At 66.8% G+C, this 26,503-nt stretch carries 35 protein-coding genes and 1 pseudogene; 5 read left to right on the plus strand and 31 right to left on the minus strand.

The genetic code is table 11. The annotated features are described in order from the left end of the window. Window positions 1-15: 15 nt before the first annotated feature. Both eccD and AMYHA_RS00690 read left to right on the plus strand, forming a co-directional pair. A complete protein-coding gene (gene eccD / locus AMYHA_RS00685; RefSeq protein WP_034266886.1) occupies window positions 16-1,419 on the plus strand; it encodes a type VII secretion integral membrane protein EccD in 1,404 nt (467 codons plus the stop codon). Window positions 1,420-1,623: 204 nt separating this feature from the next. Beyond that, on the plus strand, window positions 1,624-3,225 hold the full coding sequence (locus AMYHA_RS00690; RefSeq protein WP_084037507.1) for a type VII secretion-associated serine protease mycosin: 1,602 nt from the start codon (window positions 1,624-1,626) through the stop codon (window positions 3,223-3,225). Between the two features lie 19 nt (window positions 3,226-3,244). On the opposite strand, the gene eccB is transcribed toward AMYHA_RS00690, so the two are convergent. Next, complete coding sequence (eccB, locus tag AMYHA_RS00695; RefSeq protein WP_084036659.1) at window positions 3,245-4,861, minus strand: type VII secretion protein EccB; 1,617 nt, start codon at window positions 4,859-4,861, stop codon at window positions 3,245-3,247. A gap of 767 nt (window positions 4,862-5,628) precedes the next feature. Here eccB and eccE point away from each other — a divergent pair. Continuing rightward, the gene (gene eccE / locus AMYHA_RS00705; RefSeq protein ID WP_034275299.1) at window positions 5,629-6,813 is read left to right on the plus strand and encodes a type VII secretion protein EccE; all 1,185 of its coding nucleotides are present in this window, start codon (window positions 5,629-5,631) and stop codon (window positions 6,811-6,813) included. A gap of 142 nt (window positions 6,814-6,955) precedes the next feature. Continuing rightward, complete coding sequence (locus AMYHA_RS00710) at window positions 6,956-7,678, plus strand: hypothetical protein (RefSeq protein ID WP_034266892.1); 723 nt, start codon at window positions 6,956-6,958, stop codon at window positions 7,676-7,678. 31 nt (window positions 7,679-7,709) lie between these two features. Here the strand turns inward: AMYHA_RS00710 and AMYHA_RS00715 are convergent, their stop codons facing one another. The 11 genes and pseudogenes from AMYHA_RS00715 to AMYHA_RS26150 all read right to left on the minus strand — a co-directional run. Next, a complete protein-coding gene (locus tag AMYHA_RS00715; protein WP_084036661.1) occupies window positions 7,710-8,555 on the minus strand; it encodes a tRNA pseudouridine synthase A in 846 nt (281 codons plus the stop codon). A gap of 59 nt (window positions 8,556-8,614) precedes the next feature. Beyond that, the gene (gene rplQ / locus AMYHA_RS00720; protein WP_034266897.1) at window positions 8,615-9,355 is read right to left on the minus strand and encodes a 50S ribosomal protein L17, sunset domain variant; all 741 of its coding nucleotides are present in this window, start codon (window positions 9,353-9,355) and stop codon (window positions 8,615-8,617) included. Next, window positions 9,355-10,431 (minus strand): DNA-directed RNA polymerase subunit alpha, encoded by a 1,077-nt coding sequence (locus AMYHA_RS00725; protein WP_034266899.1) that lies wholly within the window; start codon window positions 10,429-10,431, stop codon window positions 9,355-9,357. The genes rplQ and AMYHA_RS00725 overlap by 1 nt, the downstream gene beginning before the upstream one ends. A 109-nt stretch (window positions 10,432-10,540) precedes the next feature. Then, complete coding sequence (rpsD, locus tag AMYHA_RS00730) at window positions 10,541-11,146, minus strand: 30S ribosomal protein S4 (protein WP_034266902.1); 606 nt, start codon at window positions 11,144-11,146, stop codon at window positions 10,541-10,543. 25 nt (window positions 11,147-11,171) lie between these two features. Beyond that, window positions 11,172-11,573: a 30S ribosomal protein S11 gene (gene rpsK / locus AMYHA_RS00735; protein ID WP_034266904.1), complete on the minus strand. Its 402-nt coding sequence runs from the start codon at window positions 11,571-11,573 to the stop codon at window positions 11,172-11,174. A 19-nt stretch (window positions 11,574-11,592) separates the two neighbouring features. Further along, on the minus strand, window positions 11,593-11,778 hold the full coding sequence (locus AMYHA_RS27715) for a hypothetical protein (RefSeq protein WP_084036663.1): 186 nt from the start codon (window positions 11,776-11,778) through the stop codon (window positions 11,593-11,595). 2 nt (window positions 11,779-11,780) lie between these two features. Continuing rightward, window positions 11,781-12,155, minus strand: a complete 375-nt coding sequence (gene rpsM / locus AMYHA_RS00740) for a 30S ribosomal protein S13 (protein WP_034266905.1) — start codon at window positions 12,153-12,155, stop codon at window positions 11,781-11,783. Between the two features lie 209 nt (window positions 12,156-12,364). Further along, window positions 12,365-12,478: a 50S ribosomal protein L36 gene (gene rpmJ, locus AMYHA_RS00745; protein ID WP_034275301.1), complete on the minus strand. Its 114-nt coding sequence runs from the start codon at window positions 12,476-12,478 to the stop codon at window positions 12,365-12,367. A 70-nt stretch (window positions 12,479-12,548) separates the two neighbouring features. Then, window positions 12,549-12,770, minus strand: a complete 222-nt coding sequence (gene infA, locus AMYHA_RS00750) for a translation initiation factor IF-1 (protein WP_005443304.1) — start codon at window positions 12,768-12,770, stop codon at window positions 12,549-12,551. A 325-nt stretch (window positions 12,771-13,095) separates the two neighbouring features. Beyond that, window positions 13,096-14,043 (minus strand): trypsin-like serine peptidase, encoded by a 948-nt coding sequence (locus tag AMYHA_RS00755; protein ID WP_034266908.1) that lies wholly within the window; start codon window positions 14,041-14,043, stop codon window positions 13,096-13,098. Between the two features lie 186 nt (window positions 14,044-14,229). After that, window positions 14,230-14,713 (minus strand): annotated as a pseudogene (locus tag AMYHA_RS26150) (IS30 family transposase); the annotation flags it as partial. A gap of 262 nt (window positions 14,714-14,975) precedes the next feature. Between AMYHA_RS26150 and AMYHA_RS00765 the strand changes: the two are divergent. Further along, entirely contained in the window at window positions 14,976-16,178 is a 1,203-nt protein-coding gene (locus tag AMYHA_RS00765) for an IS110 family RNA-guided transposase (protein WP_034266911.1), read from the plus strand. Between the two features lie 5 nt (window positions 16,179-16,183). Here the strand turns inward: AMYHA_RS00765 and AMYHA_RS00770 are convergent, their stop codons facing one another. The 19 genes from AMYHA_RS00770 to rplV form a co-directional block, all read right to left on the minus strand. Continuing rightward, window positions 16,184-16,753, minus strand: coding sequence for an IS30 family transposase (locus AMYHA_RS00770; RefSeq protein ID WP_169732882.1), 570 nt, complete (start codon window positions 16,751-16,753; stop codon window positions 16,184-16,186). A 337-nt stretch (window positions 16,754-17,090) separates the two neighbouring features. Then, complete coding sequence (gene map, locus AMYHA_RS00775; RefSeq protein WP_034275305.1) at window positions 17,091-17,885, minus strand: type I methionyl aminopeptidase; 795 nt, start codon at window positions 17,883-17,885, stop codon at window positions 17,091-17,093. A 20-nt stretch (window positions 17,886-17,905) separates the two neighbouring features. Next, window positions 17,906-18,457, minus strand: coding sequence for an adenylate kinase (locus AMYHA_RS00780; RefSeq protein ID WP_034266913.1), 552 nt, complete (start codon window positions 18,455-18,457; stop codon window positions 17,906-17,908). Beyond that, entirely contained in the window at window positions 18,454-19,773 is a 1,320-nt protein-coding gene (gene secY / locus AMYHA_RS00785) for a preprotein translocase subunit SecY (RefSeq protein ID WP_034266915.1), read from the minus strand. Before secY ends, AMYHA_RS00780 begins: the two co-directional genes overlap by 4 nt. Before the next feature lie 264 nt (window positions 19,774-20,037). Then, entirely contained in the window at window positions 20,038-20,481 is a 444-nt protein-coding gene (gene rplO / locus AMYHA_RS00790) for a 50S ribosomal protein L15 (protein WP_034266917.1), read from the minus strand. Further along, window positions 20,481-20,663 (minus strand): 50S ribosomal protein L30, encoded by a 183-nt coding sequence (gene rpmD / locus AMYHA_RS00795; RefSeq protein WP_034266919.1) that lies wholly within the window; start codon window positions 20,661-20,663, stop codon window positions 20,481-20,483. The genes rplO and rpmD overlap by 1 nt, the downstream gene beginning before the upstream one ends. A gap of 1 nt (window position 20,664) precedes the next feature. Beyond that, window positions 20,665-21,300, minus strand: a complete 636-nt coding sequence (rpsE, locus tag AMYHA_RS00800) for a 30S ribosomal protein S5 (protein ID WP_034266921.1) — start codon at window positions 21,298-21,300, stop codon at window positions 20,665-20,667. A 32-nt stretch (window positions 21,301-21,332) separates the two neighbouring features. Continuing rightward, a complete protein-coding gene (gene rplR, locus AMYHA_RS00805) occupies window positions 21,333-21,764 on the minus strand; it encodes a 50S ribosomal protein L18 (protein WP_034266923.1) in 432 nt (143 codons plus the stop codon). Next, the gene (rplF, locus tag AMYHA_RS00810; RefSeq protein ID WP_034266925.1) at window positions 21,764-22,303 is read right to left on the minus strand and encodes a 50S ribosomal protein L6; all 540 of its coding nucleotides are present in this window, start codon (window positions 22,301-22,303) and stop codon (window positions 21,764-21,766) included. Before rplF ends, rplR begins: the two co-directional genes overlap by 1 nt. A 13-nt stretch (window positions 22,304-22,316) precedes the next feature. Next, window positions 22,317-22,715, minus strand: a complete 399-nt coding sequence (gene rpsH, locus AMYHA_RS00815) for a 30S ribosomal protein S8 (RefSeq protein WP_034266927.1) — start codon at window positions 22,713-22,715, stop codon at window positions 22,317-22,319. Window positions 22,716-22,785: 70 nt separating this feature from the next. After that, entirely contained in the window at window positions 22,786-22,971 is a 186-nt protein-coding gene (locus AMYHA_RS00820) for a type Z 30S ribosomal protein S14 (protein WP_034266930.1), read from the minus strand. Window positions 22,972-22,975: 4 nt separating this feature from the next. Next, complete coding sequence (rplE, locus tag AMYHA_RS00825) at window positions 22,976-23,539, minus strand: 50S ribosomal protein L5 (protein WP_034266933.1); 564 nt, start codon at window positions 23,537-23,539, stop codon at window positions 22,976-22,978. 2 nt (window positions 23,540-23,541) lie between these two features. Then, entirely contained in the window at window positions 23,542-23,856 is a 315-nt protein-coding gene (gene rplX, locus AMYHA_RS00830; RefSeq protein ID WP_034266936.1) for a 50S ribosomal protein L24, read from the minus strand. A 2-nt stretch (window positions 23,857-23,858) separates the two neighbouring features. Then, a complete protein-coding gene (gene rplN, locus AMYHA_RS00835) occupies window positions 23,859-24,227 on the minus strand; it encodes a 50S ribosomal protein L14 (RefSeq protein ID WP_034266938.1) in 369 nt (122 codons plus the stop codon). Continuing rightward, window positions 24,224-24,541 carry a 30S ribosomal protein S17 gene (gene rpsQ, locus AMYHA_RS00840; RefSeq protein ID WP_034266941.1) on the minus strand — a complete coding sequence of 106 codons (318 nt, stop codon included), beginning with the start codon at window positions 24,539-24,541 and terminating at the stop codon, window positions 24,224-24,226. The genes rplN and rpsQ overlap by 4 nt, the downstream gene beginning before the upstream one ends. Then, the gene (rpmC, locus tag AMYHA_RS00845; protein ID WP_034266944.1) at window positions 24,538-24,783 is read right to left on the minus strand and encodes a 50S ribosomal protein L29; all 246 of its coding nucleotides are present in this window, start codon (window positions 24,781-24,783) and stop codon (window positions 24,538-24,540) included. Before rpmC ends, rpsQ begins: the two co-directional genes overlap by 4 nt. After that, window positions 24,783-25,202 carry a 50S ribosomal protein L16 gene (gene rplP, locus AMYHA_RS00850; protein ID WP_034266947.1) on the minus strand — a complete coding sequence of 140 codons (420 nt, stop codon included), beginning with the start codon at window positions 25,200-25,202 and terminating at the stop codon, window positions 24,783-24,785. Before rplP ends, rpmC begins: the two co-directional genes overlap by 1 nt. 3 nt (window positions 25,203-25,205) lie before the next feature. After that, complete coding sequence (rpsC, locus tag AMYHA_RS00855) at window positions 25,206-26,075, minus strand: 30S ribosomal protein S3 (protein ID WP_034266950.1); 870 nt, start codon at window positions 26,073-26,075, stop codon at window positions 25,206-25,208. Beyond that, the gene (rplV, locus tag AMYHA_RS00860; RefSeq protein WP_034266953.1) at window positions 26,075-26,497 is read right to left on the minus strand and encodes a 50S ribosomal protein L22; all 423 of its coding nucleotides are present in this window, start codon (window positions 26,495-26,497) and stop codon (window positions 26,075-26,077) included. Before rplV ends, rpsC begins: the two co-directional genes overlap by 1 nt. Window positions 26,498-26,503: the final 6 nt, after the last annotated feature.

Here is a 26,503-nt window from a genome sequence, read left to right on the forward strand (position 1 = left end):
TAGGGGGCAGTTCAGGTGGCTACGAGCACCACGGTTTTCAGCCGAGTGACGGTTGTGGCGCCACGCACGAGAATCGACGTCGCGCTGCCAGCCGACGTCGCGGTGGCGGACATCCTGCCGCTCGTGGTCGAGATGGCCAATGAGCGCAGCGCGGACGGCGGGTCGTCGCACGGCGGGTGGGTGCTCGCCAAGCTGGGCGATGCCCCGCTCGACCCGAGCCGGACGCTCGCGTCGCTCGGCGTCGTCGATGGGGACCTGCTACAGCTGCGCAAGCGCAACGAGAACCCTCCGCCACCGCTGTTCGACGACGTCGTCGACGCCATCGCCGAGGCGAAACCGGACAACTTCCGCCCGTGGACGCCGGAGACCGCCAAGCGGGCAGGGCACATCGCGGGCGGGCTCGCGCTGGCCGTCGCGGCGGTCGCGCTGTTCATGGGCGGCACACTGTGGGGCGGCAGCGGCCTCACCGCGGCCATCGTCGGGGGCATCGGCGCGATCGGCGCCGTCGCGCTCGGCGCCGTGCTCGCCCAGGCGTACAACGACCCGGAGACCGGGGTCGTCGTCGCGGCGACCGGCGGGCTACCGCTAGCGTTCGTGAGCGGGTTCTACACCGTCCCCGGGGTGTCCATGACGGCGAACCTGCTGCTCGGCAGCGTATGGGTGGTCATCGTGGCCGCCGCGTCGATCATGCTCATCGGGCACGGCATTTCGGCGTTCATCGCGGCCGCCACGGCGGGCACGCTCGGCGCGGTCACGTTCCTGTTCGCGCTGTTCATCGACCAGCCACCAGCCGGGTTCGCCTCGGCAGCGGCAGCGGTCTCCCTCGGCCTGATCTCAGCGCTGCCGCGCGCGACGCTCCTGCTCGCGAAGCTGCCGTCGCCTGTTGTGCCGAGCAGCGCGGAAGAACTCAAACAGGACAGCGCGTTCCCCGACTTCGGCATCATCGAACGCCGCACAACCGTCGCGCACCAGTACATGACCGGCCTGCTGGTCGGCTGCGGCGCGATCGTGGCGATCTCGGCGGTGATCGCGTCGTCGTCAGCGACGTGGTACGGCATCGCGCTCGCCGTCGCCGCGACGCTCGCCCTGCTGCTGCGCGCCCGCACCTACGCCAACGGCAGCCAGGCCATCGCGCTGCTGACCATGGGTGTGCTCGCCAGCGCGGGCATCATGATCGGCTGGACGATGACCGCGGACTGGTCGACCCGACTGATCTGGATCTTCACCATCCTGATCGTGATGGCTGCGGGTGCGCTCGTCGTCGGGGTGATCTTCCCGCACCAGCGGTTCTCGCCGCCGCTGCGGCGCACTGTCGAGATCATCGAGGCCATCTGCATCGCCGTCGTGCTGCCGCTGGCGCTTGGCGTGCTCGGGCTGTACTCCGAGCTGCGGTCGGTCGGCTCGAGCATTCTGGGCTGACCTGCCCACACCGGCCGGTAGGGTCGTGCCGTTCACGGATCGTCGCTGAGGGGATGTCGAGTGGGGACTGCTCGGGCAACGCGGAGAGAGCCGCGGAGGAAGCCATGGCGGGCGCCGCGAACAGCGCCGACGGCCGTCACACGGGCTGGCGCCCTGGTGGCGGCCGCCCTGTTCACTACCATCGCGCCGGGACTCAACCCGGGCATGGCCATCGCACAGGAGGACGCGCGTCCGCCGTGGGCGCCTACTGGCCAGCCGGGTCCACCGCCAGCTGACCCCGGCAAGCCGGACAAGCAGTACAAGCAGCGTGTGGAGTGCGTCAAGTCCAGCGTCGAGGGCCACACCACGGTGTCCGGCAACCAGATCCAGGACATCCCGTGGGGCCAGGCGCACCTACGGCTCGACGACGTGCATGACTACGTCCGCGCACACAGCAAGCACGACAAGATCGGCGTCAACGAGCGCACCGGCAAGCCACTCAAGGTCGCCGTCATCGACACCGGCGTCACCAAGCATCCGTACCTGCAAAATCGGGTCACCGGAGGCGGCGACTACGTCCAGCGTGGCGGTAAGGGCAACAACGGCCTGCTCGACTGCGACGGCCACGGCACGCAGGTAGCGGGCATCATCGGGGCCAACCCGAAGAACTCCGACATCGGCTTCATCGGCGTCGCACCGGACGTCGAGATCGTCTCGATCCGGCAGTCGAGCCAGAACTTCTCCGAGAAGACCGAGGACGAGATCAAGCGGGAGAAGGAAGCCGCTCGCGCCAAGCGCAAGGCCGCGCGCGAGAAGGCAGAGGCACGTCGACGCCAGCAGGAGAGCCAGCAGAAGATCGAGGAACTGCAGCGCGAGCTGGAGAAGGAACGCCAGGGCAACGACGGCGGGTCCGGCGACACCGGACCAAGCCAGAACCCCGGCCAGCGCACGCAGGGCAGCTCGAGCGGCGCTGGCAACCAGAAGACGCTGGCGCAGGCGATCGTGCGAGCGGTCGACAAGCACGGCGTCGATGTCATCAACATGTCGGTGGACGCCTGCCGTCCAAACACCGGCAGCACCCAGCCGGTCAGCGAAGAAGAGCGGAAGCTGCGCGCCGCGGTGCGCTACGCGACGAAGCAGGACGTCGTCGTCGTGGCCGCCGCTGGCAACACGGGTGGCGCGTGCCAGCAGAACGGCGTGCCGATCCAGGGCGACCCACGCGTCACCGATCCAAACAAGCCGCGCACCATCGTCACGCCGCCGTGGTTCTCCGAGGATCTGCTCGCGGTCGGGGCGATCGACGCGACCGGCAGCGTCGCGGACTTCAGCATGCACGGGCCGTGGGTGAGCGTCGCAGCGCCAGGAACCGACATCATCTCGCTCGACCCGGCGAAGGGGTCAAGCGCGCTGGTGAACGTGATGTTCGAGGGCAAGCAGGCGGTACGCATCCAGGGCACGAGCTTCGCGGCGCCATATGTAGCCGGGCTCGCGGCGCTGGTCAGGCAGATGCATCCGGAGCTGAGCGCGCGCGAGGTCATGCACCGCATCACGACGACGGCGCAGCACCCCGGCGCTGGTGACGGCCACGACCCGTTCATCGGCCACGGCGTGATCAACCCGATGGCGGCGCTGACCATGACACTGCCCGAGGAGATCGGTGCGACACCCGCGCAGGACGTCGCGCTGCCATCGAGCATGCCGCCGCCGGACAACGCCAGCCCGATGCCGGTGATCGTCGCGCTCGCGGGCAGCGGCGGCGGGCTCGCCGCGCTCGGCTGCACGATGTTCGCGGTGCACACCGTTCGCCGGAACCGCAAGGCGGCCTGAGCGGCCGGGCGGTGCGGCCTCAGCCGGTCGCCTCGTCCGCTCCGGCCGTCTGACCGTCGTAGTCACCGGAATTCACCGGAAGGTCGACCGAGTCGAAGGTCCGTGCCGCGGCCTGGACGTTGAGTGACTCTCCGGTCGGTAGCAACCGCAGGATGCTTTCCGGCGCTGGCCTGCGCTCGGCAAGGCCGAGGAATGCCGCCGTCTCGGTGTCAGGAATTCCGTAGCGCAAACCGCGATCGGACACCAGCTGAATGGGCCCGGATTCGAATGACGCTTCACTGGTCGCCGAATTCACGACCGCAGCCCTACCGGGTGGCATGTAGAAGTAGTCAACAGCGATTCCGTCTTCGTTCGCCTTTCCGACTCGCAGCCGTTCCGGCTTGCCGTTCTCGTCCTCGGGGAACGGAATCTCGTTGTTCACATACAGCGTCGTGCGCGATTCCTGATTGTCGCCCGAACCGGTCAGCGTCCAACCAAGGCAGGTGGCCGGACTACCCTTGAGCGGGTCGAGCACGGTCGGGATCTGATCCGGGTAGTCGTCGACAGGGAGTTCGTCGTCCGGCGACACCGTCGGCAACTCGTCGAGCCGGTCGGGACTAACCTGCGGGATCGTCGTTTCGGTCGAGTGCTCATGCCGGAGCATATTGGCAACAGCCTGCGTGACCTGCTGCTTTCCGTCCTTCAACACGACGTAGTAGTCGACGGTGCCACCAGCCTGCGTGACGGAGAAGACGTCGCCGACGACAGCGGTCCTGCCGTCGATGTCAAACGACACCGGCTCGTCAAGCCCCTCGGGAACCGGCGGCTCGAGCGGGTCGACCTCGGGGATCGCGTTCGTCAGGCCGAGTGACATCGGCCGGGGCGTGTGGCGGTCGAGTTTCAGCGCCTCGATGACGGATTCCTCGTCAGGAACCTTGGCCAGCACGATGTCCGACTTGCGGTTCGGATTCTCTTCTGGCCGGTAGATCAGATAGCGGTCGCCATTGAGGCGCTCGACGTAGATGGCCTCGTTCTTCTCCAGCGGCGTACCCAGATCCGACCCCGGCAGGCCTGCGAGAACAGCGGTTTGCTGCGTTTCCTTAGCCTTGTCCAGCCGCACGCTTTCGTTGAACCGATCGTCGAGCGGCAGGTAGTGACACACCGCCCACTCGTCCGAGATGCGCTGCTCATCGTTCGGCAGCAGCGGCGGACCGCCTGGGATGCCCTGCAGCCTGCCGCGCGGAATGTCCTTCAGGTTGTCGTCGGAGACCAGCACCGGCTCCACCGGGTCCGCCGGCACATCGCCGCCCTGCCCCTGTGACTGCCTGCTCATCAGAATGAGCCGTGCCGACGCAAGGTTGAACGTCGGAATGAGCATTTCCTCGGGGTCAGCCACTTTTACATACATCTGACCGGATTCTTTGCCCATCACGATGCCATCCGACGGTGGCTGCGTGGCGGGCTTGAGGATGCCGAAGATCATGAAGCCGAGTAGTCCGACGGCGGCCAGGATCACACCGACGACAGTCGCTCTTGTGTGGGTGCGCAACGGGTCATGCAGCATCACCGCGTCCTTGCGTACCAGCGCGGAGTTCATCCGCCTTACTTCGAACCGATACGCCTGAACTTCGGTTTTTCTCGTTGGCTTTGATGGCATTCCAGACCCACACGCCTCCCAGTCACGGTACGGTTCGCAGGATAGCCGCAGTCGAACCGTCAGGTGGTGGCTTTCTACCAATTCCCGATAGTGTTCACGTGCCCGGGACCGGGTAGCGTGCCGGGGGCAGGACGTACGAGGGGAAGAGACACAAGCGGATGTCCGTAAGCACTCCGCCACGCCCGGGCGGGCGTGGTCAACGACCACAACAGCCAGGGGGAAACCCGTCCGGACCGCCAGCGAACCCACCTGGACGGGGGACGCCTCCTGGTGGGAATCCACGCCCCTCCGCACCCGCTGGCCCTGCCGGGCCGGGTCGTCCTAGCGCGCCCGCTCCCCCAGCGCACCCTGGGCCCGGTGGGCCTGTCGGCCCCGGTGGTCCGGCTCGCCCCGGACGTCCTGGTACGCCTGGTGGTCCGTCCGCCCCGGGTGCGCCCGGGGTTCCTTCGACGCCCCCAGGGCGGCAGGCACCTCCACAACACCCCGGCGCGATGCCACCTGGAAGGCAGGGTGGCCCCGGCGCGCCTGGCGGCCCCGCCGGGCCTCCCCCCGGTGGCCCTGGTGGTCCCGGTGGGGGCGGTCCTGGCGGGCCAGGTGGGGGCGGCCCTGGTGGCCCCGGCGGTCCTGGTGGTCCTGGTGGCCCCGGCGGTGGTCAGCCGCCCGGCCAGCCCGGCCCGAATCAGCCGTCCGCATCGACGGCGACCGCGGCGCGACCGGTCCCGGCTGCGCGGCGGCGTAGCGGCACCATGAACCTGCTCGGCCTGCCGATGCTCAACCTCGTCATCATCGAGGTGGGTTTCGCCGTCGGCCTCATCCTGATCGCGATCATGCGCACCACGGCCGCCGTCGGCATCGCGGGTGGCATCCTCGCTGTCGCCCTGCTGATCGCACTACTGCGGCTCCGGGGCCAGTGGTTCACCCAGTGGGCCGTCCTCGAGTTGCGCTACCTGATGCGCTCGCATGACAAGCCGCGACCGCCAGTCGCCCGCGCCAGCCTCGAAGACCTCAAGGACGAGGACGCCATCATCGGCGACGAGGACCCCAAGGTGAACGTGCTGCGCGCCGCGATCCCGAAGCTGGTCGTCGCGCAGGGCATAGACCACGACCGGCAGCCGGTCGGCCTCGCCTGGGACGACGGCTGCTGGACGGCCGTGCTGATGGTGGAGCCGAGCCCAGCACTGATCTCGGGCGCGAGCGACGCGGCGCCACTACCGCTGTCCACACTGGCCCCCTGCCTCGAGGACAGGGGCGTCGTGCTCGACTCCATCCAGGTCATCTGGCACACCTATCCCGGCAGCGCCGCGCTGCCAGCCGACTCACCAGCGTTGAACTCCTACCTCGAAGTGCTCGGTCCGCTGCCCGCCGCGGCACGACGCACGACGTGGATCGCGGTACGGCTCGACCCACTGCGGTGCCCGGCGGCGGTCCGGGAGCGCGGTGGCGGCGTCGTCGGCGCGCACCGAGCGCTGATCGGCGCGCTCTCCCGGGTGCGCAACGCGCTGGAATCGAGCGGGGTCAACACTCGGCCGCTCGACCCGGACGAACTGCTCCGCGCGGGTGTCAGCGCCTGCGAGCTGAACGCGGCAGTCGCGGCGGGCGACGGCGTCAAGCTGACCGAACACAAGAACTACGTCACCGCTGCCGGTGTCCACCACGCCAGCTACGCCATCACCAAGTGGCCCAAGGGCACGGTGACGACGACGCTGAACGCGCTCACCAGCGTCCGCACGTTGTCGGCAACGGTCGCCATGTCGATCACGCCTGCCGTTGACGACGGCGAGGTCGGACTGCGCGGCGTCGTGCGGGTCAGTACCCGCAATGAGCAGGAACTAGACGCTGCGGACAAGCGGCTCGACACCATCGCGGATCGCGCGGACATCGCGCTGACGCCGCTGCGTGGGCTCCAGGTGGATGGGTTGTCCGCGACGTTGCCGCTGGGAGGAACGACATGAGGACTGCTTGCAGGCGTGAGGGCCGCTCGCGGGCCCGAACCGAAATGGCCGAATCATCAAACGCGAGGACTGCTTGCAGGCGTGAGGGCCGCTCGCGGGCCCGAACCGAAATGGTCGAATCATCGGGCCATGAGGAGGCCGCGTGAGCTCACGGGTGCGTGACACGACGGGCCAGGGCGGCGTCGCCCCGGAGTTCACCGTCGACCCGAGCCTGCTCGACGCGATCAGCCCGTCGGGTGACCGGGGCGGGATCGTGCTCGGTTCCAGCAGCAACGGCGAGCCGCTGACGGTCTCCGCGCTGCGAGCAGAGCCGACCAGGATCGTGCTTGCTGGCGGGCTGTACCTGGGACGGCAGTTCGCGCTACGCGCCATGGCCGTCGGCGCGTGGGTGGTGATCGCGACCGGGCGGGAGCAGGCGTGGCACGCGGTGCAGCGCTCCGCGGGTATGGGGCCGGACGGCAGGCCGTCGCCGCACGTCCAGATCCGCAGACTGTCGCCGGTGGAGCTGCCCCGCGCGTCGGAGAACGCGCCGCTGGTCGTCGTCCACGACGGCGGTCCAACACCACAGGACCTGTTCCCGCCGCGCGCGCCGTGGCACACCACGGTGTACCTGCTGCCGTACCTGCACCCGCAGGCGTCGACCATCGCGAACGCCGCCGACCTGGTGTTGATGCAACGGCTGCCTGCCGGTCAGGCGGAGCTGGCTGGCCGGATCTGGAACCTGCCACAGCAGATGACACACCAGTTGACGTCGTTGCAGGACGACCAGGTGATCGCGCTGGGACGGAATCTCTGGCAGCCGATCCGGCTGGTCACCACGGCGAAGGAGCAGCAGATCCTTGGGCCGGTGCGCCGGGGCGATTGAGGCGTCCCGGCTGCGTGGCGGGGCCGCGGGCCTACGACAGCTCCGTGTGGTCGCGGACCTTGCGCGTCCGCTCGGCACGGTCGGCCAGTTCCTCGTCCGGCGGGTAGTCGACGCCGACGAGGCACAGGCCGTGCGCCGGGGCGACCGTGCTGCCCCGGACACCCTTGCGCAGCAGCTCCACTGGCCACTGCTGGTTCCTGCGGCCGTCACCGACGTGCAGGATCTCGCCGACGAGGCTGCGCACCATGGAGTGGCAGAACGCGTCGGCGGACACGTGCGCCCGCACCAGGTGCGGCTCGACGCGCTCCCAGCGCAGCCGTTGCAGCTCGCGGATAGTGGTGGCGCCCTCGCGCTGCTTGCAGTACGCCTTGAAATCGTTGAGGCCGACCAGCGCCGCTGAGGCGGCGTTCATCCGCTCGACGTCGAGAGCACGCCCCCAGGCCAGGGTGTCGTTGCGGCGCAGTGGATCGACGCCCCACGGCGCGTCGGAAACCTGGTACACGTAATGCCTGCGCACGGCGGAGAACCGCGCGTCGAATCCCGCCGGTGCGACGCGGGCGCGCAGCACCCGGATGTCGGGCGGCAGGTAACGGTTCCAGCGATGCCGCATCCGGTCCAGCTCGGGGACGCCATGGTCGTCCACCGGCAGCCGGGTGTACGCGCCGTCGGCATATGGGACGACGTCGATGTGGATGACCTGCCCGGTCGCGTGCACCCCGGCGTCGGTGCGGCCAGCGACGACGATCGAGTGCGGTACCTCCACACCGGGCGGCTGCCGCGCGAACGCCTCCTCAAGCACGCCCTGGACGGTCCTGCGGTCGGGCTGTTTCGCCCAGCCGGAGAAGTCGATGCCGTCGTAGGAAACGTCAACGCGCAGACGAACGAGCCCGCCCTCCCTGGTGGGAGTGGCGGGCTCGTTCGATGGCTGTTCAGGCCTCAGGACTCGTCCTCCGAAGAGGACTCCTCGTCCTTGGCCTCGCGCTGCGACGGCGGCAGCTGGAAGCCCGCGGCCTCCGCTGCCTCCTCGCTGGCGAACCAGACCTCGGCCGTGGTGCGCTCGTAGTGCGAGCTGCCGGGCACGTGGTACAGCTTCGAGCTGGCGTTGCCCTTGATCGGGAAGCCCTCTGGCTGCGAACCGTCCTCCAGTGGGGCATGGCTGCCCTCACCGAACGGCGCCTCGGTGGCCTCGGCGGAATCCGCAGCCTCGTCGGCGCTGGCGGGGGCCTCGGCCTCCTGCGTCTCGACCGACTTCGGCGCCTCGGCAGGCTGGTCCTTGGCGAACTTCGTCTTGCGCGCGGCCTCGGCCTCCGCGGTGACCGTCTTCTCCGACACGAGCTCGATGACGGCCATCGGCGCGTTGTCGCCCTTGCGCGGCAGCGTCCTGGTGATGCGCAGGTAGCCGCCGTTGCGGTCGGAGTAGAACGGGCCGATCTCGGCCATCAGCCGGTGCACGACGTCCTTGTTGCGGATGACCCGCTGAATCTGCCGCCGATTGTGCAGATCACCGCGCTTGGCCTTGGTGATCAGCTTCTCGGCAAGCGGGCGCACTCGCTTGGCCTTGGCCTCGGTGGTGGTGATCTTGCCGTGCTCGAAGAGCGACGTGGCCAGGTTGGCCAGCATCAACCGCTCGTGCGTCGGCGAACCGCCGAGGCGTGGGCCCTTGGTTGGCGTGGGCATTACAGCTGCTCCGTCTCTGCGTAATCCTGACCGTCGTCGCCGAGGTCACTGCCGTTGTCCGACAACCCGTTGACCGTGGGGCCAGCCGACCAGCCTTCGCCCTCGTAGCTGGCGGCGGCAGCGGTCGGGTCGAACCCGGGCGGGCTGTCCTTGAGGGTGAGGCCGAGGCCGACGAGCTTCATCTTGACCTCGTCGATCGACTTCGCGCCGAAGTTCCGGATGTCGAGCAGGTCCGCCTCGCTGCGAGACACCAGTTCACCGACGGTGTGGATGCCCTCGCGCTTGAGGCAGTTGTAGGACCGCACCGTGAGGTCGAGGTCCTCGATCGGCATCGCGTAGGCGGCGATGGTGTCGGCTTCCTGCGGCGACGGCCCGATCTCGATGCCCTCGGCGTCGACGTTGAGCTCGCGGGCAAGCCCGAACAGCTCGACCAGCGTCTTACCAGCGGACGCGACGGCGTCGCGCGGGGTGATCGACGGCTTGGTCTCGACGTCGATGATGAGCTTGTCGAAGTCGGTGCGCTGCTCGACACGAGTCGCCTCGACCTTGTAGGTCACCTTCAGCACCGGCGAGTAGATCGAGTCGACCGGAATGCGACCGATCTCGGCACCGGACTCCTTGTTCTGCGCCGCGGGCACGTAGCCACGACCGCGCTCGACAACCAGCTCGACCTCGAGCTTGCCCTTGCCGTTGAGCGAAGCGATGTGCAGGTCGGGGTTGTGCACCGTCACACCAGCGGGCGGCACGATGTCGGCCGCGGTGACGTCACCGGGGCCCTGCTTGCGCAGGTACATGGTCACCGGCTCGTCCTCCTCGGACGAGATGACCAGCTCCTTGAGGTTCAGGATGACGTCGGTGACGTCCTCCTTGACCCCGGGAACCGTGGTGAACTCGTGCAGCACGCCGTCAATGCGGATGCTGGTCACGGCAGCGCCAGGGATGGACGACAGCAGCGTCCTGCGGATGGAGTTGCCGAGGGTGTAGCCGAAGCCGGGCTCGAGCGGTTCCAGCATGAACCGGGAGCGCGTCTCGGAGACCGCCTCCTCTGAGAGGCTCGGTCGCTGCGAAATCAGCACTGTCAATCTTCCTTTCCTGCCGACGCCCGCTATTTGACGCCGGGTTTCTTTATGGGGTGGGCCCCGCCGGACCACATGTCGACATATGGCCGGGCGGGGCCCGTGCGCCCTACTTCGAGTAGAGCTCGACGATCAGCTGTTCCTGGACAGGAACGTCGATCTGCGCACGCTCGGGCAGCTGGTGCACCAGCACCCGCAGCGACGAGGGAACGACCTGCAGCCAGCCGGGGATCGGCCGGTCGCCGAAGGACTCCTTGGCCGCCACGAACGGCAGCATGTTCATCGACTTCGGCTTGATGTCGATGATGTCGAACTTGGTGACCCGGTAGCTGGGGATGTTGACCTTCTTGCCGTTGACAAGGAAGTGGCCGTGACTGACCAGCTGCCGCGCCTGCCGCCGTGTGCGGGCGATGCCAGCGCGGTACACGACATTGTCCAGCCGTGTCTCAAGGATCTGCAGCAGGTTCTCACCAGTCTTGCCCTGGCGCTTGACCGCTTCGTCGTAGTAGCGGCGGAACTGCCGCTCCAGGATGCCGTAGGTGAAGCGAGCCTTCTGCTTCTCCTGCAGCTGGAGCAGGTACTCGCTCTCCTTGATCCGGCCACGGCCGTGCTGGCCCGGCGGGTAGGGACGACGCTCGAAGGCCTTGTCGCCGCCGATCAGGTCGACCTTCAGTCGACGCGACTTCCGAGTGGCGGGTCCGGTGTAACGTGCCATGGTTTTACTCCTCCGTTCCCGCTCGTCAGACCCTGCGCCGCTTCGGCGGGCGGCAGCCGTTGTGCGGCTGCGGGGTCACGTCCTGAATGGTGCCGACTTCGAGGCCGGCCGCCTGCAGCGAACGGATCGCCGTCTCCCTGCCAGAGCCGGGGCCCTTGACGAACACGTCTACCTTCTTCATGCCGTGCTCCGCGGCCTTGCGGGCGGCGTTCTCGGCGGCCATCTGGGCGGCGTACGGCGTGGACTTACGGGAGCCCTTGAAGCCGACGTGACCGGAAGAGGCCCACGAGATCACCGCACCATACGGGTCGGTGATGGAGACGATGGTGTTGTTGAAGGTGCTCTTGATGTGCGCATGACCATGCGCGACATTCTTCTTTTCCTTGCGCCTGACCTTCTTGGCCCCGGCGCGAGCCTTGGGTGGCATCGTTGAGGTTGCTCCTGTTTCAGCGCGAGTTCTTTTGGTGTGCGGCAGCAGCGGCTTCCTGCTGGCTCTTGCGAATGACGGATCCAGCGTCGGTGTACAGCTGGCGCAGTGCCATCGGACGCGCGTAGAGCGCCCGAGCCGATACACACGTGCCGCGCCGCTGGCTGCGAGCCATGCGCACGACCTTCCTGCCTTGAACGCCCACGGTTACCGTGCCTTCTTCTTGCCTGCGACGGTCTTCTTCGGGCCCTTGCGCGTGCGCGCGTTGGTCTTCGTGCGCTGTCCGCGCACCGGAAGCCCGCGCCGCCAGCGCAGGCCCTCGTAGCATCCGATCTCGATCTTGCGACGGATGTCGGCGTTCACTTCGCGGCGGAGGTCACCCTCGACCCTGAAGTTCTCTTCGATGTAGTCGCGCAGTCGTGCCACGTCGTCGTCGGTGAGGTCGCGAACGCGAGCGTCCGCGTTCATCTCCGTCGCCGCGACGATGCCCTGCGCGCGGGTACGGCCAATGCCGTAGATATAGGTCAGCGCGATCTCCAGCCGCTTTTCGCGGGGGAGGTCGACGCCTGCGAGTCGTGCCATGGGCGCGTCTGCTCCTTGTTGTCGTCGTTACTTCAGGTGTGCTCCCCGTCCGTTCCGGGACCGACTCGCCGTCGGCCACGTGCTTTCGCCCGTGGTGTCCCGGCCCCAGCCTGAAGTCCGGGGGTGAACCTCGGTGTAAGTAGCTACCGAGGCAGGTGCGGGGAGGTGATGTAGTTGTCGTCTCGGATCAGCCGACTGTCAGGCGGTGATCAGCCCTGCCGCTGCTTGTGCCGCAGGTTGTCGCAGATCACCATGATCCGGCCGTGCCGGCGGATCACCCTGCACTTGTCGCAGATCTTCTTGACGCTCGGTTGCACCTTCACGTCTTCGTTCTCCTGCTTCGTGCGGTGTTGTCGGTCCGTGATGGCTGGCGCCACCACGGGCTCGCCGTGATCACTTGTAGCGGTAGACGATGCGGCCTCGGGAGAGGTCATAAGGCGAGAGCTCCACCACGACCCTGTCCTCAGGAAGGATCCGGATGTAGTGCTGCCGCATCTTGCCGCTGATGTGTGCAAGGACCTTGTGACCGTTCTCCAACTCGACGCGAAACATCGCGTTGGGAAGCGGCTCGATCACGCGGCCTTCGACCTCGATGGCCCCGTCCTTCTTAGCCATGTCCTCCGCGTTTCGTGATTGGTTGAGCGCTGAGTGCATGCTGTGTTACACAAGCACTGGTTGCGGGTGTGGGGGGCTGGCCTGCTGACGAGCAGCGGACATACCTCCACTGGCAGACGAGTCACGCCGAACCCCCATGAGCCATTTTAGCGCTGCGGAGATGGCGTGATACGCACACCAGTCCACAAGTGTACTGGGCGCGACCTCGGCAAAGAAACTGGGGTTCACTCCGACGCGTCAGCTCACAGCGAACGAGCCCACGGTCGGTCACCGTGGGCTCGTTCCAGGGAGTTGTTCGAGTCAGTCTTGCCGACCCTGATCCGACCTAGGCGGCCGACGCCGTCTGGTACACCGATTCGATGACGCTGCCGAAGTACGGTCCGTACATCGTCGAATCGTCACCCCGGTACTTATAGCTGTTCACCGAGTTGAGCTGGCCACCGGTGATCCAGCCGCCGCCGGAGGAACCGCCGGTCATCTCACACGGAATGCCCTGGGTGCTCGACCCGTTCGGGTCATCCGTCGCGGTGCCGGTGCAGGACCACAGGGTCTCGCCGTCGAACGGCGACGCGGCGGGGTAACCGTACGACTTGTAGTCGAGGCCGCGGCTCAGGTTGAACGCGATCGGGTAGGAGCCGACGACATCGGTGAGGCTCTGACCGCTCGCGTTCTCGTTCATCACCGCGAACCCGGCGTCATACTCGAAGTCACCCGCCGTTGCCCACTGCTCCGTCGTGAACAGCTCCGCCGCCGTCCACTTGCCGTACGGCTCGGCGCCGTTCTCGTAGGCTGGCACGAACGCGAAGTTGGTCGCGAAATCGCCAGGCCCCTCGTTCAGGCAGTGGCCGGCAGTGGTCACCACGTCACCGTTGCTGCTGCTCGTGGCGGTACCGGAGCAGACGTAGTCGGTGCCGCTCAGGGTGAAGAACACCTTGCCCAGCTCCGGCTGCGGCTCCTCCTGGGTAGCAGTGGAGTCCTCGTCGGGGCAGGCCCACCTGCCGTTGCCACGGCAGTCGTCCGGGCCCTGGTGGTCCTTCTTCGGCCGGTTACCGAACCGGGTTTCGGCTGGTACGGCGTCTTCCATCCGGTCGTCGGTCCAGTAGGAATCGATGCGGCTCTGCTCGCCCTTCGTCGTCGCGGCCGACTGCGACACGACGGCGTCAGACTGCTCGGCTTGCGCGGTGTCGGCGGCCGCGGGCGCCATCGACACCACGACGGAGCCACCGAGCATCGCGGCACCTACCAACAGGGACCTGACCAGTGGTCGTTTCATGACCTCTCCCTTCGAAAACCGCCTCGCAGGGGTTGGTGAATCTTTGGCGGTTTCGAGCACGCTAGGCGTGCGGGAGTTCGACGCTGTAGCACCGAAAGTCGGGAATCAGCCACGCGGGGTGGGTGCGGTCGGGGCGGAACAGGGACGCGCCGCGAGGCCGATCTTGAGGCGATGTGGTAGGTGGATTCAGGCGGTGGATGCAACGTCGGGTGGTTCGGATTGGGATAGTAGTTGGTCGAGGGCTTCGGCGGGGGTGCGCCAGGCTAGGGTTTTGCGGGGTCGGCCATTGAGTTCGGTGGCGATGTTGTCGAGCATGCCGGGTCCGTAGAAGGACAGGTCGCTGCCTTTGGGGCAGGTATTGGCGGAGCAGGCCGTTGGTGTTCTCGTTGGTTCCGCGCTGCCAGGGCGAGTGCGGGTCACAGAAGTAGATGTCCAGGCCGGTGGCCTCGGCGATGTGGGCGTGGTTGGCCATCTCATGGCCCTGGTCCCAGGTCAGGGAGCGGCGCAGTTGCTCGGGCAGTGTGGCCATCTTGGTGATCATCGCGTCGGCGACTTCGGGGGCGCGGTGGCCGTCGGGAAGGTGCAGCAGCATCACGAAGCGGGTGCTGCGTTCGACCAGAGTCCCCACCGCGGAGTTCGACGCGGCCGAGCCCAGGATCAGGTCACCCTCCTTACGTTTCAGGCGTGGGTGATGTCGGGGCCGTCGTAGGGTCCTGATCGCTCTCCTTGGGGGCAGCGGGTATGGCTTAGATCTCCCTGTCGAACCGGCCGCGGTTGTGGCCGGTGACGGCTTACTGGGAATGGCCGCCCGCTGCCCTGCTGGTGGCTCGACCGCTCATTGAGACTCGCGCAGATGGATCGTTGGGTAAGGACGTGCCGGCGTGGCTGCCGCGCAAGGAGAACCCTTCGGTAGTAGCGACGCGAGGAGCCAAATGACAGCGGTGTGGGCAGGGATCGACACAGGCAAGCGGACGCACCACTGCGTGGTCATCAACGACGCGGGGCGCGTATTACTGTCCCGCCGTGTCGTCAATGACGAGACGGCGCTGCTGCAGCTGATCGCTGCCGTACACGAGGTCGCCGACGGCGACGACACGGTGTGGGCGACAGACCTCAACTCCGGAGGCGCGGCACTGCTGATCGCGTTGCTCGCCGAACGTGGCCAGCAGGTGCTCTACATCCCGGGCCGGATCGTCCACCACGCGGCAGCGACCTACCGAGGTGATGGCAAGACCGACGCGAAGGACGCACGGATCATCGCCGACCAGGCCAGGATGCGCACCGACCTGCAACCGGTACGCGGTGGTGACCGAATCAGTACCGACCTGCGGCTGCTCACCGCCAGGCGCACCGATCTCACCTTCGACCGTGTCCGTGCGATCAACCGGCTGAGGGCCACGATGCTGGACTACTTTCCCGCGCTGGAGGCGGCGTTCGACTACTCCAAGAAAGCGCCGCTCATCCTCGTCGCCGGGTATCAGACGCCGGACGGGATCCGGCGGATAGGCGCCTCACGGCTGACCGCGTGGCTGAAGAAGCGCGGCGCACGCAACGCCACGGCGTTCGCGGCCAAGGCCGTGGAAGCGGCGCATGCCCAGCACACGGTGTTGGCCACTCAGGCGACAGGCTCGCGACTCGTTGCGCGCTTGGCCGAACAGATCATGGCGATCGACGCCGACATCGCCGAACTGGACGCCGAGATCGAGGACCGGTTCGGACAGCATCCCGACGCACCGATCCTGCTCAGCATGCCCGGCTTCGGCGTCGTATCAGCTGCGACGTTCCTGGCCAACACCGGCGGAGACCTGAACGCCTTCGAGACCGTCGACCGACTCGCCAGCGTCGCCGGCCTCGCACCGGCGCCACGTGACTCCGGCCGAATTAGCGGCAACCACCACCGGCCGCACCGTTTCAACAGGCGCCTGATGCGAACCTGCTACCTAGCCGCGCTCTCCAGCCTGAAGAACAGTCCAGCATCCCGGACGTTCTATGACAGGAAGCGCGCCGAAGGGAAGTCTCACAAACAGGCCGTCATTGCGCTCGCCAGACGGCGCATCAACACGATCTGGGCGATGCTGCGTGACCGCACCCTCTACCACGAACCCGCCCCGACCCGGCTCGCCGCAGCGGCTTGACAAGATCATTGAGATTCCCAGTGACCGGGCACGGCCCGGTCTTCCACCGTCGGGGGGCGTTCACTGATATTGACCATGTCCGGGATGCGTCCGCGGCGCTCGTCCGCGACACGGTGGGGTTTGCGCAGACGGCGGCCGGTGCGCAGGTGCTTGACCAGTTCGCGTTTCAGGCCGCCGCGGGACTGGACGTAGAGCGACTGATAGATCGTCTCGTGCGACACCCACATCTCCGGATCATCGGGAAAGTCCTCCCGTAGCCGCCGCGAGATCTGCTCGGGGCTGTGGTTGTTCCGCAACCGATCCCGTACCGCTCGCCGCAGCCTCAGGTTCGAGACTAACTTGGCCCGCTTGGGACGCCGCGCGTCCTCGTCGGCCTGTGACTGGGCATGGTCCGCGCGATACCGGCCGTCACGGCACCGCCGATGCCGGGCCAACTCCCGACTGATCGTGCTCGGACTCCGCCCAAGATCCCGCGCGATCGCGGCCTGCGTCCAACCGGCATCACCCAGATCCTCGATCCGACACCGCTCCCGATACGACAGCCGCACCCGCGGCTCGCTCAATCTCGGTTTCACCCCGCCACGATTCACCGCCCACCGCCACGCCGACCCCTCCGACACGCCAACCGCCGCACCCGCCGCCTGCCACGACTCACACCACCGGACCCGCAGCCAGAACTCCCGCTCCAGCCCACTACGCAAACGAGGACGACCAACACGCACAACAACCTCCAACAGAGATCACGTGTTGCGTCCACCGCATGAACCCAAGGTAGCCAGAGCGACCACAATGTCTACAGCTCGCGATCGGCGGGCACGCCACGTAACCCAGGAGATCTTCAGCGACTTTGGCGAAACGGGTCGCCAACCAGCATCAAGATCCACACGCGCTGGGGCGAGGCGGGCGCGTGTCCTACTCCGGGAGAGTCAGGATCCAGATGCCGTCGTCGGTGATAGCGACGGTGTGCTCCCAGTGCGCGGCGCGGGAACCGTCGGCGGTAACGACGGTCCAGCCATCGTCGAGTTCGATGGTGTCGTCGGTGCCGCCGGTCAGCATCGGCTCGATGGCCAGTGCCATGCCGGGGCGCAGCCGTGGCCCCTTGCCTGGCTTGCCCGCGTTGGGCAGGAACGGATCCATATGCATCGACGTGCCGATGCCGTGGCCGCCATACGTGGTGATCAGGCCGTACTCGACATCGTCGCGCACGGAAGCCGCGTCAGCGGCGGTCTCCACGGCGTGCGAGATGTCGGTGAGCCTGCCGCCAGGCCGAACGGCGTCGATCCCCGCGGTCATCGCCTCGCGGGTGGCCTCGGACAGCTTGCGGTCGGCCTCCGAGACGTCGCCGACGGCGATCGTCACGGCGGAGTCGCCGTGCCAGCCTTCCAAGATCGCGCCGCAGTCGACGGAGAGCAGGTCACCATCGGCAAGCACTTGCTTCGTCGACGGAATGCCGTGCACAACCTGCTCATTCACCGAGGCGCACACCGATGCGGGGAAGCCGTGGTAGCCCTTGAACGACGGGACCGCGCCCGCATCCCGGATCGTCGCCTCGGCGAGCGCATCCAGCTCACCGGTGCTGACGCCCGGCTTGGCGGCCTCGGTGACGGCGGCGAGCGTACTCGCTACCACGAGCCCAGCGGCTCGCATCGCTTCCAGCTCACCCGCCGACTTAAGTTCAATCGACGACGCGACTCGCAATGACCGCATCAGTGCTGTCAGCCGGGCCGTCACCGCGAGTTCAGCGCATCCAATGCGCGTGCGGAGACCTCGTCGACTTCACCGACTCCGTCGACGGCGATGAGCCGGTCGGAGTAGTAGTCGAGCAACGGCGCCGTCTCGTCGCGGTAGACGGACTGCCGGTGCCGGATGACGTCTTCGGTGTCGTCCGCCCTGCCTCGGTCGAGCAGCCTGCGCACAAGCTCGTCCTCGTCGACCCGCAGCTCGATGACGGCGTCGATCTCGGTGCCCTGCTCGGCGAGGATCTCGCCAAGCACGTCAGCCTGCGCGGTGTTCCTGGGGAAACCGTCGAGCAAGAAGCCGTTCGCCGCGTCGTCCTCGGCGAGCCGCTCCCGCACCATCTCATTGGTAACCGAGTCCGGCACCAGCTTGCCGGAGTCGAGGTAGCTCTGCACCTCGGCACCGAGCGGTGTCTGCTGCGAGATGTGCCCCCGGAAAAGATCCCCCGTCGAAATGTGCGGCACGCCGAGCTTGCCAGCGAGTACACCCGCCTGGGTGCCCTTGCCCGCGCCCGGTGGGCCAACAAGAACAACACGTGTCATCGGAGGAACCCTTCATAATTGCGCTGCATGAGCTGGCTTTCGATCTGCTTCATAGTGTCCAGACCGACACCCACCATGATCAGGACGGCGGTTCCACCGAACGGGAAGTTCTGGTTCGCGCCCTCCTGGGTCACGGAGAGGAAGAAGTTCGGAAGCACAGCGACCGTGCCGAGGTAGATCGAGCCCGGCAGGGTGATCCTGCCTAGCACGAAGTGCAGGTACTCGGCGGTCGGCCGCCCGGGCCGGATACCGGGGATGAATCCGCCGTACTTCTTCATGTCCTCGGCCCGTTCGTCGACGTTGAACGTGATCGAGATGTAGAAGTACGTGAAGAAGATGATCAGCAGGAAGTAGCCACCGATGTGGATCGGGCTCGACTGGTTCACCACGTGGGTCTGCAGGAACTGCTGGAACCAGGAGTCCGCGTCGGTCGGGTCGCCGACAAGCCTGCCAACGAGGTCCGGCAAGTACAGCAGCGACGAGGCGAAGATGACCGGAATAACGCCAGCCTGGTTCACCTTGATCGGCAGGTAGGTCGACGTCCCGCCGTACATCCTGCGGCCAACCATGCGTTTGGCGTACTGCACCGGGATTCGGCGCTGGCCCTGCTCGACGAACACGACGCTCGCGATGATCGCCAGCGCGAATACACAGACCACGGCGAACACCGCGCCACCGCGGCTATCCAGGATCTGCTTGCCCTCGATCGGGATGCGCGCCGCGATGTTCAGGAAGATCAGCATCGACATGCCATTGCCGATACCGCGCTCGGTGATCAGCTCACCCATCCACATCATCACGGCCGTACCGGCGGCCATGGTCAGCACGATCAGGCTGGTGCCGATGATGCCGTCATCCGGGATGACCTCACGGTCGCAGCCCTGGAACATGCCGCCACGCGCGGCGAGTGCGACCACACCGGTTGCCTGCAATACCGCGAGCGCGATGGTGAGGTACCGGGTGTACTGGGTGAGCTTGCCCTGGCCGGACTGCCCTTCCTTCTTCAGCTCCTCGAACCGAGGGATGACCACGGTGAGCAGCTGAATGATGATGCTCGCGGTGATGTACGGCATGATGCCGGTCGCGAAGATCGACAGCTGGAGGAGCGCACCACCGCTGAAGAGGTTCAGCAGGCTGTAGACCCCCTGCGCGCCAGAATCGCCGATCTGCTCACCACACGCCTGTACGTTTTCGTACGAAACGCCGGGAGCCGGGGTCACGGCACCGATCCGGTACACCACCACGATGAAAAGGGTGAACAGGATCTTCTTGCGCAGGTCTGGCGTCGCGAGAGCCGAGCGGATGACGCTGAGCACGCGGGGGACCTCCTGTCGCATCGTCGATTGGTGTACCGACGATCGGCTTGGCCGGCATCACGCCGGCGGATAACGGTAGTCACTGACGGGCAGCCAGCGGCGCTTCGGACCACAGGGTGCCCCGAAGACTCTCGCGAGCCTAACAGCAAGGCGTCCTCGCCTAGCAGCCCAGGGCGGAAGTTCCGGGCCAACGCGCCGCATGAGACGACGAAAGCCCCCGGTTGTGGCGGGAGGTCACAACCAGGGGCTCATCGTCTGAGCTGCTCAGCGGGTGGTGGCGGAGCCACCGGCCGCTTCGAGCTTCTCCTTCGCGCTCTTCGAGAACGCATCCGCGGTGACGTTCAGCGTCACGCCGCCGACGTCGCCGTTGCCGAGCACCTTGACGAGCTTGCCCTTGCGGACAAGGCCCTTCTCAGCCAGCGCCTCGGCGGAGACGTCACCGCCGTCGGCGAAGACGCGCGCGATGTCACCGACGTTGACCGGCTGGTACTCGGTGCGGAACCGGTTCTTGAAGCCGCGCAGCTTCGGCAGCCGCATCTGGATGGGCATCTGCCCACCTTCGAAACCGGCTGGCACCTGCTTGCGCGCCTTCGTGCCCTTCGTACCGCGACCGGCGGTCTTGCCCTTCGTGGCCTCACCGCGACCGACGCGGATCTTGTCCTTCTTGGCGCCGGGGGCAGGCCGCAAGTGGTGGATCTTGATGGTCATTACTTGACCTCCTCGACATCGACGAGATGCCGCACGGCGTGGACGAGCCCACGGACCTCTGACGTGTCCTCACGCACCACCGACTGCCTGATCTTGCGCAGCCCGAGGGTGCGCAGCGAGTCACGGTGATTGCGCTTGGCGCCGATCTTGCTCTTGACCTGGGTGATCTTCCACTGTGCCATGTCAGACCCCCTGCCCAGCACGCTGCCGCAGCATCCGGGGCGGGGCGACGTCCTCGAGCGGCAGGCCACGGCGAGCCGCGACCTCCTCGGGACGCTGCAGCCCCTTGAGGGCCGCGACGGTCGCGTGCACGATGTTGATCGCGTTGTCGCTGCCGAGCGACTTCGTCAGCACGTCGTGCACACCGGCGCACTCAAGCACCGCACGCACCGGGCCACCGGCGATAACACCGGTACCGGGGCTGGCGGGCCGAAGCAGCACCACACCGGCAGCAGCCTCACCCGTGATCGGGTGCGGGATGCTGCCAGCGATGCGCGGCACCTTGAAGAAGTTCTTCTTGGCTTCCTCGACGCCCTTGGCGATCGCGGCAGGCACTTCCTTGGCCTTGCCGTAGCCGACGCCGACCTGGCCATCGCCGTCACCGACGACGACAAGCGCGGTGAAGCTGAAGCGCCGACCACCCTTGACGACCTTGGCGACACGGTTGATCGCTACGACACGCTCGAGGTGCGGGGTCTTGTCCTGGGCCGCCCCGCCACGGCCACCATCACGACGGTCCCTGCGGTCCCGGCCGCCACCGCGTTCGCGGTCGCCGCCAGGGCCGCCCTGGCCGCCGCCCTGCCGTGTACGTCCCGGCATCAGGCTTCCCTTCCGTTCTCGTGCTTGTTCATCTACAGCTCCAACCCCGCTTCACGCGCGGCGTCAGCAAGGGCCGCGATACGGCCGTGGTAGCGGTTGCCGCCACGGTCGAACACCGCCGTCGAAATGCCCTTGGCCTTGGCCCGGCCAGCGACAAGCTCGCCGACCTTGGCCGCCTTGGCCTTCTTGTCACCGTCGGCAGCGCGCACGTCAGCCTCGATGCTCGACGCCGCTGCCAGCGTGTGGCCAGCGATATCGTCGACAAGCTGCACCGAGATGTGGCGCGACGACCGGTTCACCACGAGGCGGGGACGCTCCGGCGTACCGCTGATCTTCTTGCGGAGCCGGAAGTGCCGCCGCGACCTCGCGACGCGCCGCCGGGTGGAGATGTCCTTGCCGACGGGCTTCCTTTTGGCACGGGAGACCTGCTTGTCAGGGTCGACCTTAGTACCTGTCTCGCTCATCACTTACCCGTCTTTCCGACCTTGCGGCGGATCCGCTCACCCTCGTAGCGCACGCCCTTGCCCTTGTACGGGTCGGGACGACGCAGCTTGCGGATGACCGCCGCGGTCTGGCCGACCTGCTGCTTGTCAATGCCGGACACGGAGAACTTCGTGGGGCTCTCCACCGCGAACGTGATGCCTTCCGGCGCCTCGATCTTGATCGGGTGGCTGTAGCCGAGTGCGAACTCCAGGTCGGAACCCTTGGCCTGCACACGGTAGCCGACGCCGTGGATCTCGAGCTTCTTCTCGTATCCCTCGGTGACACCGACGACGAGGTTGTTCACCAGCGTCCTGGTCAGGCCGTGCAGCGAACGCGACTCGCGCTCGTCGTCCGGCCGCGTGACCAGCAACGCGCCATCCTCGTCACGCTCGACGGTGATCGGCTCGACGACGGTGTGCTCCAGGGTGCCCTTGGGCCCCTTCACGGTGACGTGCTGGCCGTCGATGGTCACATCGACACCGGAGGGGATGGTGATGGGTTCTTTACCAATACGGGACATGCCTCTCCTCCCCTCACCACACGTAGGCGAGGACTTCCCCGCCGACGCCGTTGCGCTTGGCCTGCCGGTCGGTCTGCAACCCGGCGGACGTGGAAATGATCGCCACACCGAGGCCGCCGAGCACGTTCGGCATCTCGGTCGACTTCGCGTACACCCGCAGGCCGGGCTTGGAAACCCGGCGCAGACCGGCGATGCTGCGCTCCCGGTTCGGGCCGAACTTCAGCGACACAACGAGGTTCTTGTGCTTCTCGCCGTCCTCCACGCGGTAGTCGGCGATGTAGCCCTCCCGCTTGAGGATCTCGGAGATGTTGGCCTTGAGTTTGGAATGCGGCAGCACGACCTCGTCGTGGAACGCCGAGTTCGCGTTACGCAGACGCGTCAAGAAGTCTGCGATCGGGTCGGTCATCGTCATGTGTGACCAGTCAACCTTTCTCGCCCCGGTTCCCAGCTCCATCGGCTGGGCCTGTGGCGAAGTGGAGTAATTACCAGCTGGACTTGTTCACGCCAGGCAGTTCGCCCGCATGCGCCATCTCACGCAGGCACACCCGGCACAGCCCGAACTTGCGGTACACCGAATGCGGGCGACCGCACTTCTGGCACCTGGTGTAGGCCCGCACCTTGAACTTGGGCTTGCGGGCCGCCTTGGCGATCAGTGCTTTCTTGGCCATCGGCTCAGTTCTCCTTGAACGGGAAGCCGAGCTTGCGAAGCAGCGCACGGCCCTCGTCGTCGGTGGTTGCTGTGGTGACGACAGTGATGTCCATGCCACGAGGCCGGTCGATCTGGTCCGGGTTGATCTCGTGGAACATCGACTGCTCGTTCAGCCCGAACGTGTAGTTGCCGTTGCCGTCGAACTGCTTGGGCGAGAGACCGCGGAAGTCGCGGATACGCGGCAGTGCGATGGTCAGCAACCGGTCGAGGAACTCCCACATCCGGTCGCCGCGCAGCGTCGACTTCGCACCGATCGGCATGCCCTCACGCAGCTTGAACTGCGCGATGGACTTGCGGGCCTTGCGCACAGCCGGCTTCTGCCCGGTGATGGTGGCGAGGTCGACGAGAGCGCCCTGCAGCAGCTTGCTGTCGCGGGCCGCGTCGCCAACACCCATGTTGACGACGACCTTCACCAAGCCCGGGATCTGGTGCACGTTGGCGTACTCGAACTCCTGCTGGAGCTCGTCCTTGATCTGCTCGCGGTATCGAGTCTTCAGCCGCGGCGTCACTTTCTCTGCGGTAGTCATGCTCAGATGTCCTTACCGTTGCTGCGCGCCACGCGGACCTTCTTGCCGTCCTCGTCGAAGCGGTAGCCGATCCGGGTGGGATGACCGTCGGAGTCGACGACCATCACGTTGGACACGTGGATCGACGCTTCCTGAGTGACGATCCCGCCGGACTGCGCGCCGCGCTGGGTCTGGCTGATCCGGGTGTGCTTCTTGATCCGGTTCACGCCCTCGACCAGCACGCGGTCCTGCTGCGGGTAGGCCTGGATGACCTTGCCCTTAGCGCCCTTGTCCTTGCCCGAGATCACGAGGACCGTGTCGCCCTTTTTCACCTTCATGCTCACAACACCTCCGGCGCGAGCGAGATGATCTTCATGAACTTCCGGTCACGCAGCTCACGCCCGACGGGGCCGAAGATACGGGTCCCGCGCGGCTCGTTGTCGTTCTTGATCAGCACGGCGGCGTTCTCGTCGAACCGGATGTAAGACCCATCCTTGCGCCGCTTCTGCTTGGACGTACGGACGATGACGGCCTTCACCACATCGCCCCGCTTCACGTTGGCACCCGGGATGGCGTCCTTCACGGTAGCGACGACGACGTCGCCGATACCCGCGTAACGCCTGCCGGAGCCACCGAGAACGCGGATCGTCAGGATCTCCTTCGCGCCCGTGTTGTCGGCGACGCGCAGCCGCGACTCCTGCTGGATCATTTCGCCTTCTCCACGATTCGTACGAGCCGCCAGCGCTTCGTCGCCGAAAGCGGACGGGTCTCCATCAGGATGACCCGGTCACCGACGCCCGCGGTGTTCTCCTCGTCGTGCGCCTTCACTCGCTTGGTGGTGCGCATGACCTTGCCGTACAGCGCGTGCTTCTTCCGGTCCTCGAGATTGACGACGACCGTCTTGTCCATCTTGTCCGAGACGACGTAGCCCTCGCGTACCTTCCGGTAGTTCCGACCGGAATCCACCTTCTGTACCGGCTGCTTACGCAGTTCCTCGGTCGTCTCCGCAGTTTCTTCACTCATGCGGTGGCTTCCTCTCCGGTCTCAACGTCTTCAGGGGCAACGGAAAGACCGATCTCCCGCTCCCGCATGACCGTGTAAATACGCGCGATGTCCTGCCGGACCGTCCGCAGCCTTCGGTTGTTCTCCAGCTGCCCGGTCGCCATCTGGAACCGGAGGTTGAACAGCTCCTCCTTGGACTCCTTCAGGCGCAGCACGAGCTCCTCGGAGGTGAGCTCACGCAGCTCCGATGCGGCAACTGCCATCAGAACTCACTCCCTTCCCTTGTGACGATGCGGCACTTCATCGGCAGCTTGTGGATCGCACGCCGCAGCGCCTCCTTGGCGACGGCATCGTTCGGGAAGCTCATCTCGAACATGACGCGGCCCGGCTTCACGTTGGCGACCCACCACTCCGGCGAACCCTTACCGGAACCCATGCGGGTCTCGGCGGGCTTCTTGGTCAGCGGACGGTCGGGGAAGATGTTGATCCAGATCTTCCCGCCACGCTTGATGTGCCTTGTCATGGCGATACGAGCGGACTCGATCTGCCGGTTGGTCACGTAGCTGTGCTCAAGCGCCTGGATGCCGTACTCACCGAAGGTGACCTTGGTGCCGCCCTTGGCACGGCCAGAACGCTTCGGCGCGTGCTGCTTGCGGTGCTTGACCTTGCGCGGGTTGAGCATCTCTCAGCCCTCCGTCTTCTGTTCGGCCTCAGGCGCGGCGGCCGCAGTCGACGCGGCCTGCGTAGCCTCTTCTGCCGCCTTGCCGCTGGACTGGCCGCCAGACTGCGCACCGCCCTGGCCACTGGCCTGCGCACTCGCAGCCTGGGCGCCGCCAGCACCTCCCCGGCGCGGACGCGCGGGACGCTCCCGCCTTGGCGCACGATCGGCGGCCGCCGCCGCGTCGCGCTCCGCCTTGGCCTTCAGGCCGCCGACAAGGTCGCCCTTGTAGATCCACACCTTGACGCCGATACGGCCGAACGTCGTGCGAGCCTCGAAGAAGCCGTAGTCGATGTCGGCACGCAGCGTGTGCAGCGGGACCCTGCCGTCGCGGTAATGCTCGGACCGCGACATCTCGGCGCCACCGAGACGGCCACTGCACTGCACCCGGATGCCCTTGACCTGCGGCGAGCGCATGCTGGTCTGGATCGCCTTGCGCATCGCGCGGCGGAAGGCAACACGGTTGGACAGCTGCTCGGCGATGCCCTGCGCGACGAGCTGGGCGTCGGCCTCCGAGTTCTTCACCTCGAGGATGTTCAGCTGCACCTGCTTACCGGTGAGCTTCTCGAGCGAACCACGGATACGGTCCGCCTCGGCACCCCTGCGGCCAATGACGATGCCCGGCCGCGCGGTGTGGATGTCGACCCGGACCCGGTCACGGGTCCGCTCGATCTCCACCTTGGAGATGCCAGCCCGCTCCATGCCCGTCGAGAGCAGCTTGCGGATCTTGACGTCCTCGCCGACGTACTCGGAGTACTGCTTGTCGGCGTACCAGCGAGACTTCCAGTCCGTGGTGATGCCCAGCCGGAAGCCGTGCGGGTTGATCTTCTGGCCCACTACCGGCCACCTGCCTTCTTACGCTTCGGAGTCTTCGGCTGTGTCTTTTCCCGGGACTCGAGCACCACCGTGATGTGGCTGGTGCGCTTGCGAATCCGGTACGCACGACCCTGCGCCCGCGGCCGGATGCGCTTGAGAGTCGGCCCCTCGTCCGCAGTCGCGTTGGCGACCCACAGCGTGTCGGGGTCGAGGTCCAGGTTGTTCTCCGCGTTGGCCGCCGCGCTCTCGATCACCTTCGCCAGCTGCGTGCTCGCCGCCTGCGGCGCGAACCGGAGCACGGCCAAGGCGTCACTGACGCTACGACCCTTCACGAGCTCGATCACCCGGCGCACCTTCATCGGCGAGTCGCGGACGAAGCGAGCCCGCGCGACGGCCTGCGGCAGCTCTTCTGCCGGAGCCGTTGCGTTCTCTTGGGCGTTCATCGTTGC

The organism is Haloechinothrix halophila YIM 93223 (assembly GCF_000504245.1).
Taxonomy (GTDB): domain Bacteria; phylum Actinomycetota; class Actinomycetes; order Mycobacteriales; family Pseudonocardiaceae; genus Haloechinothrix_A; species Haloechinothrix_A halophila.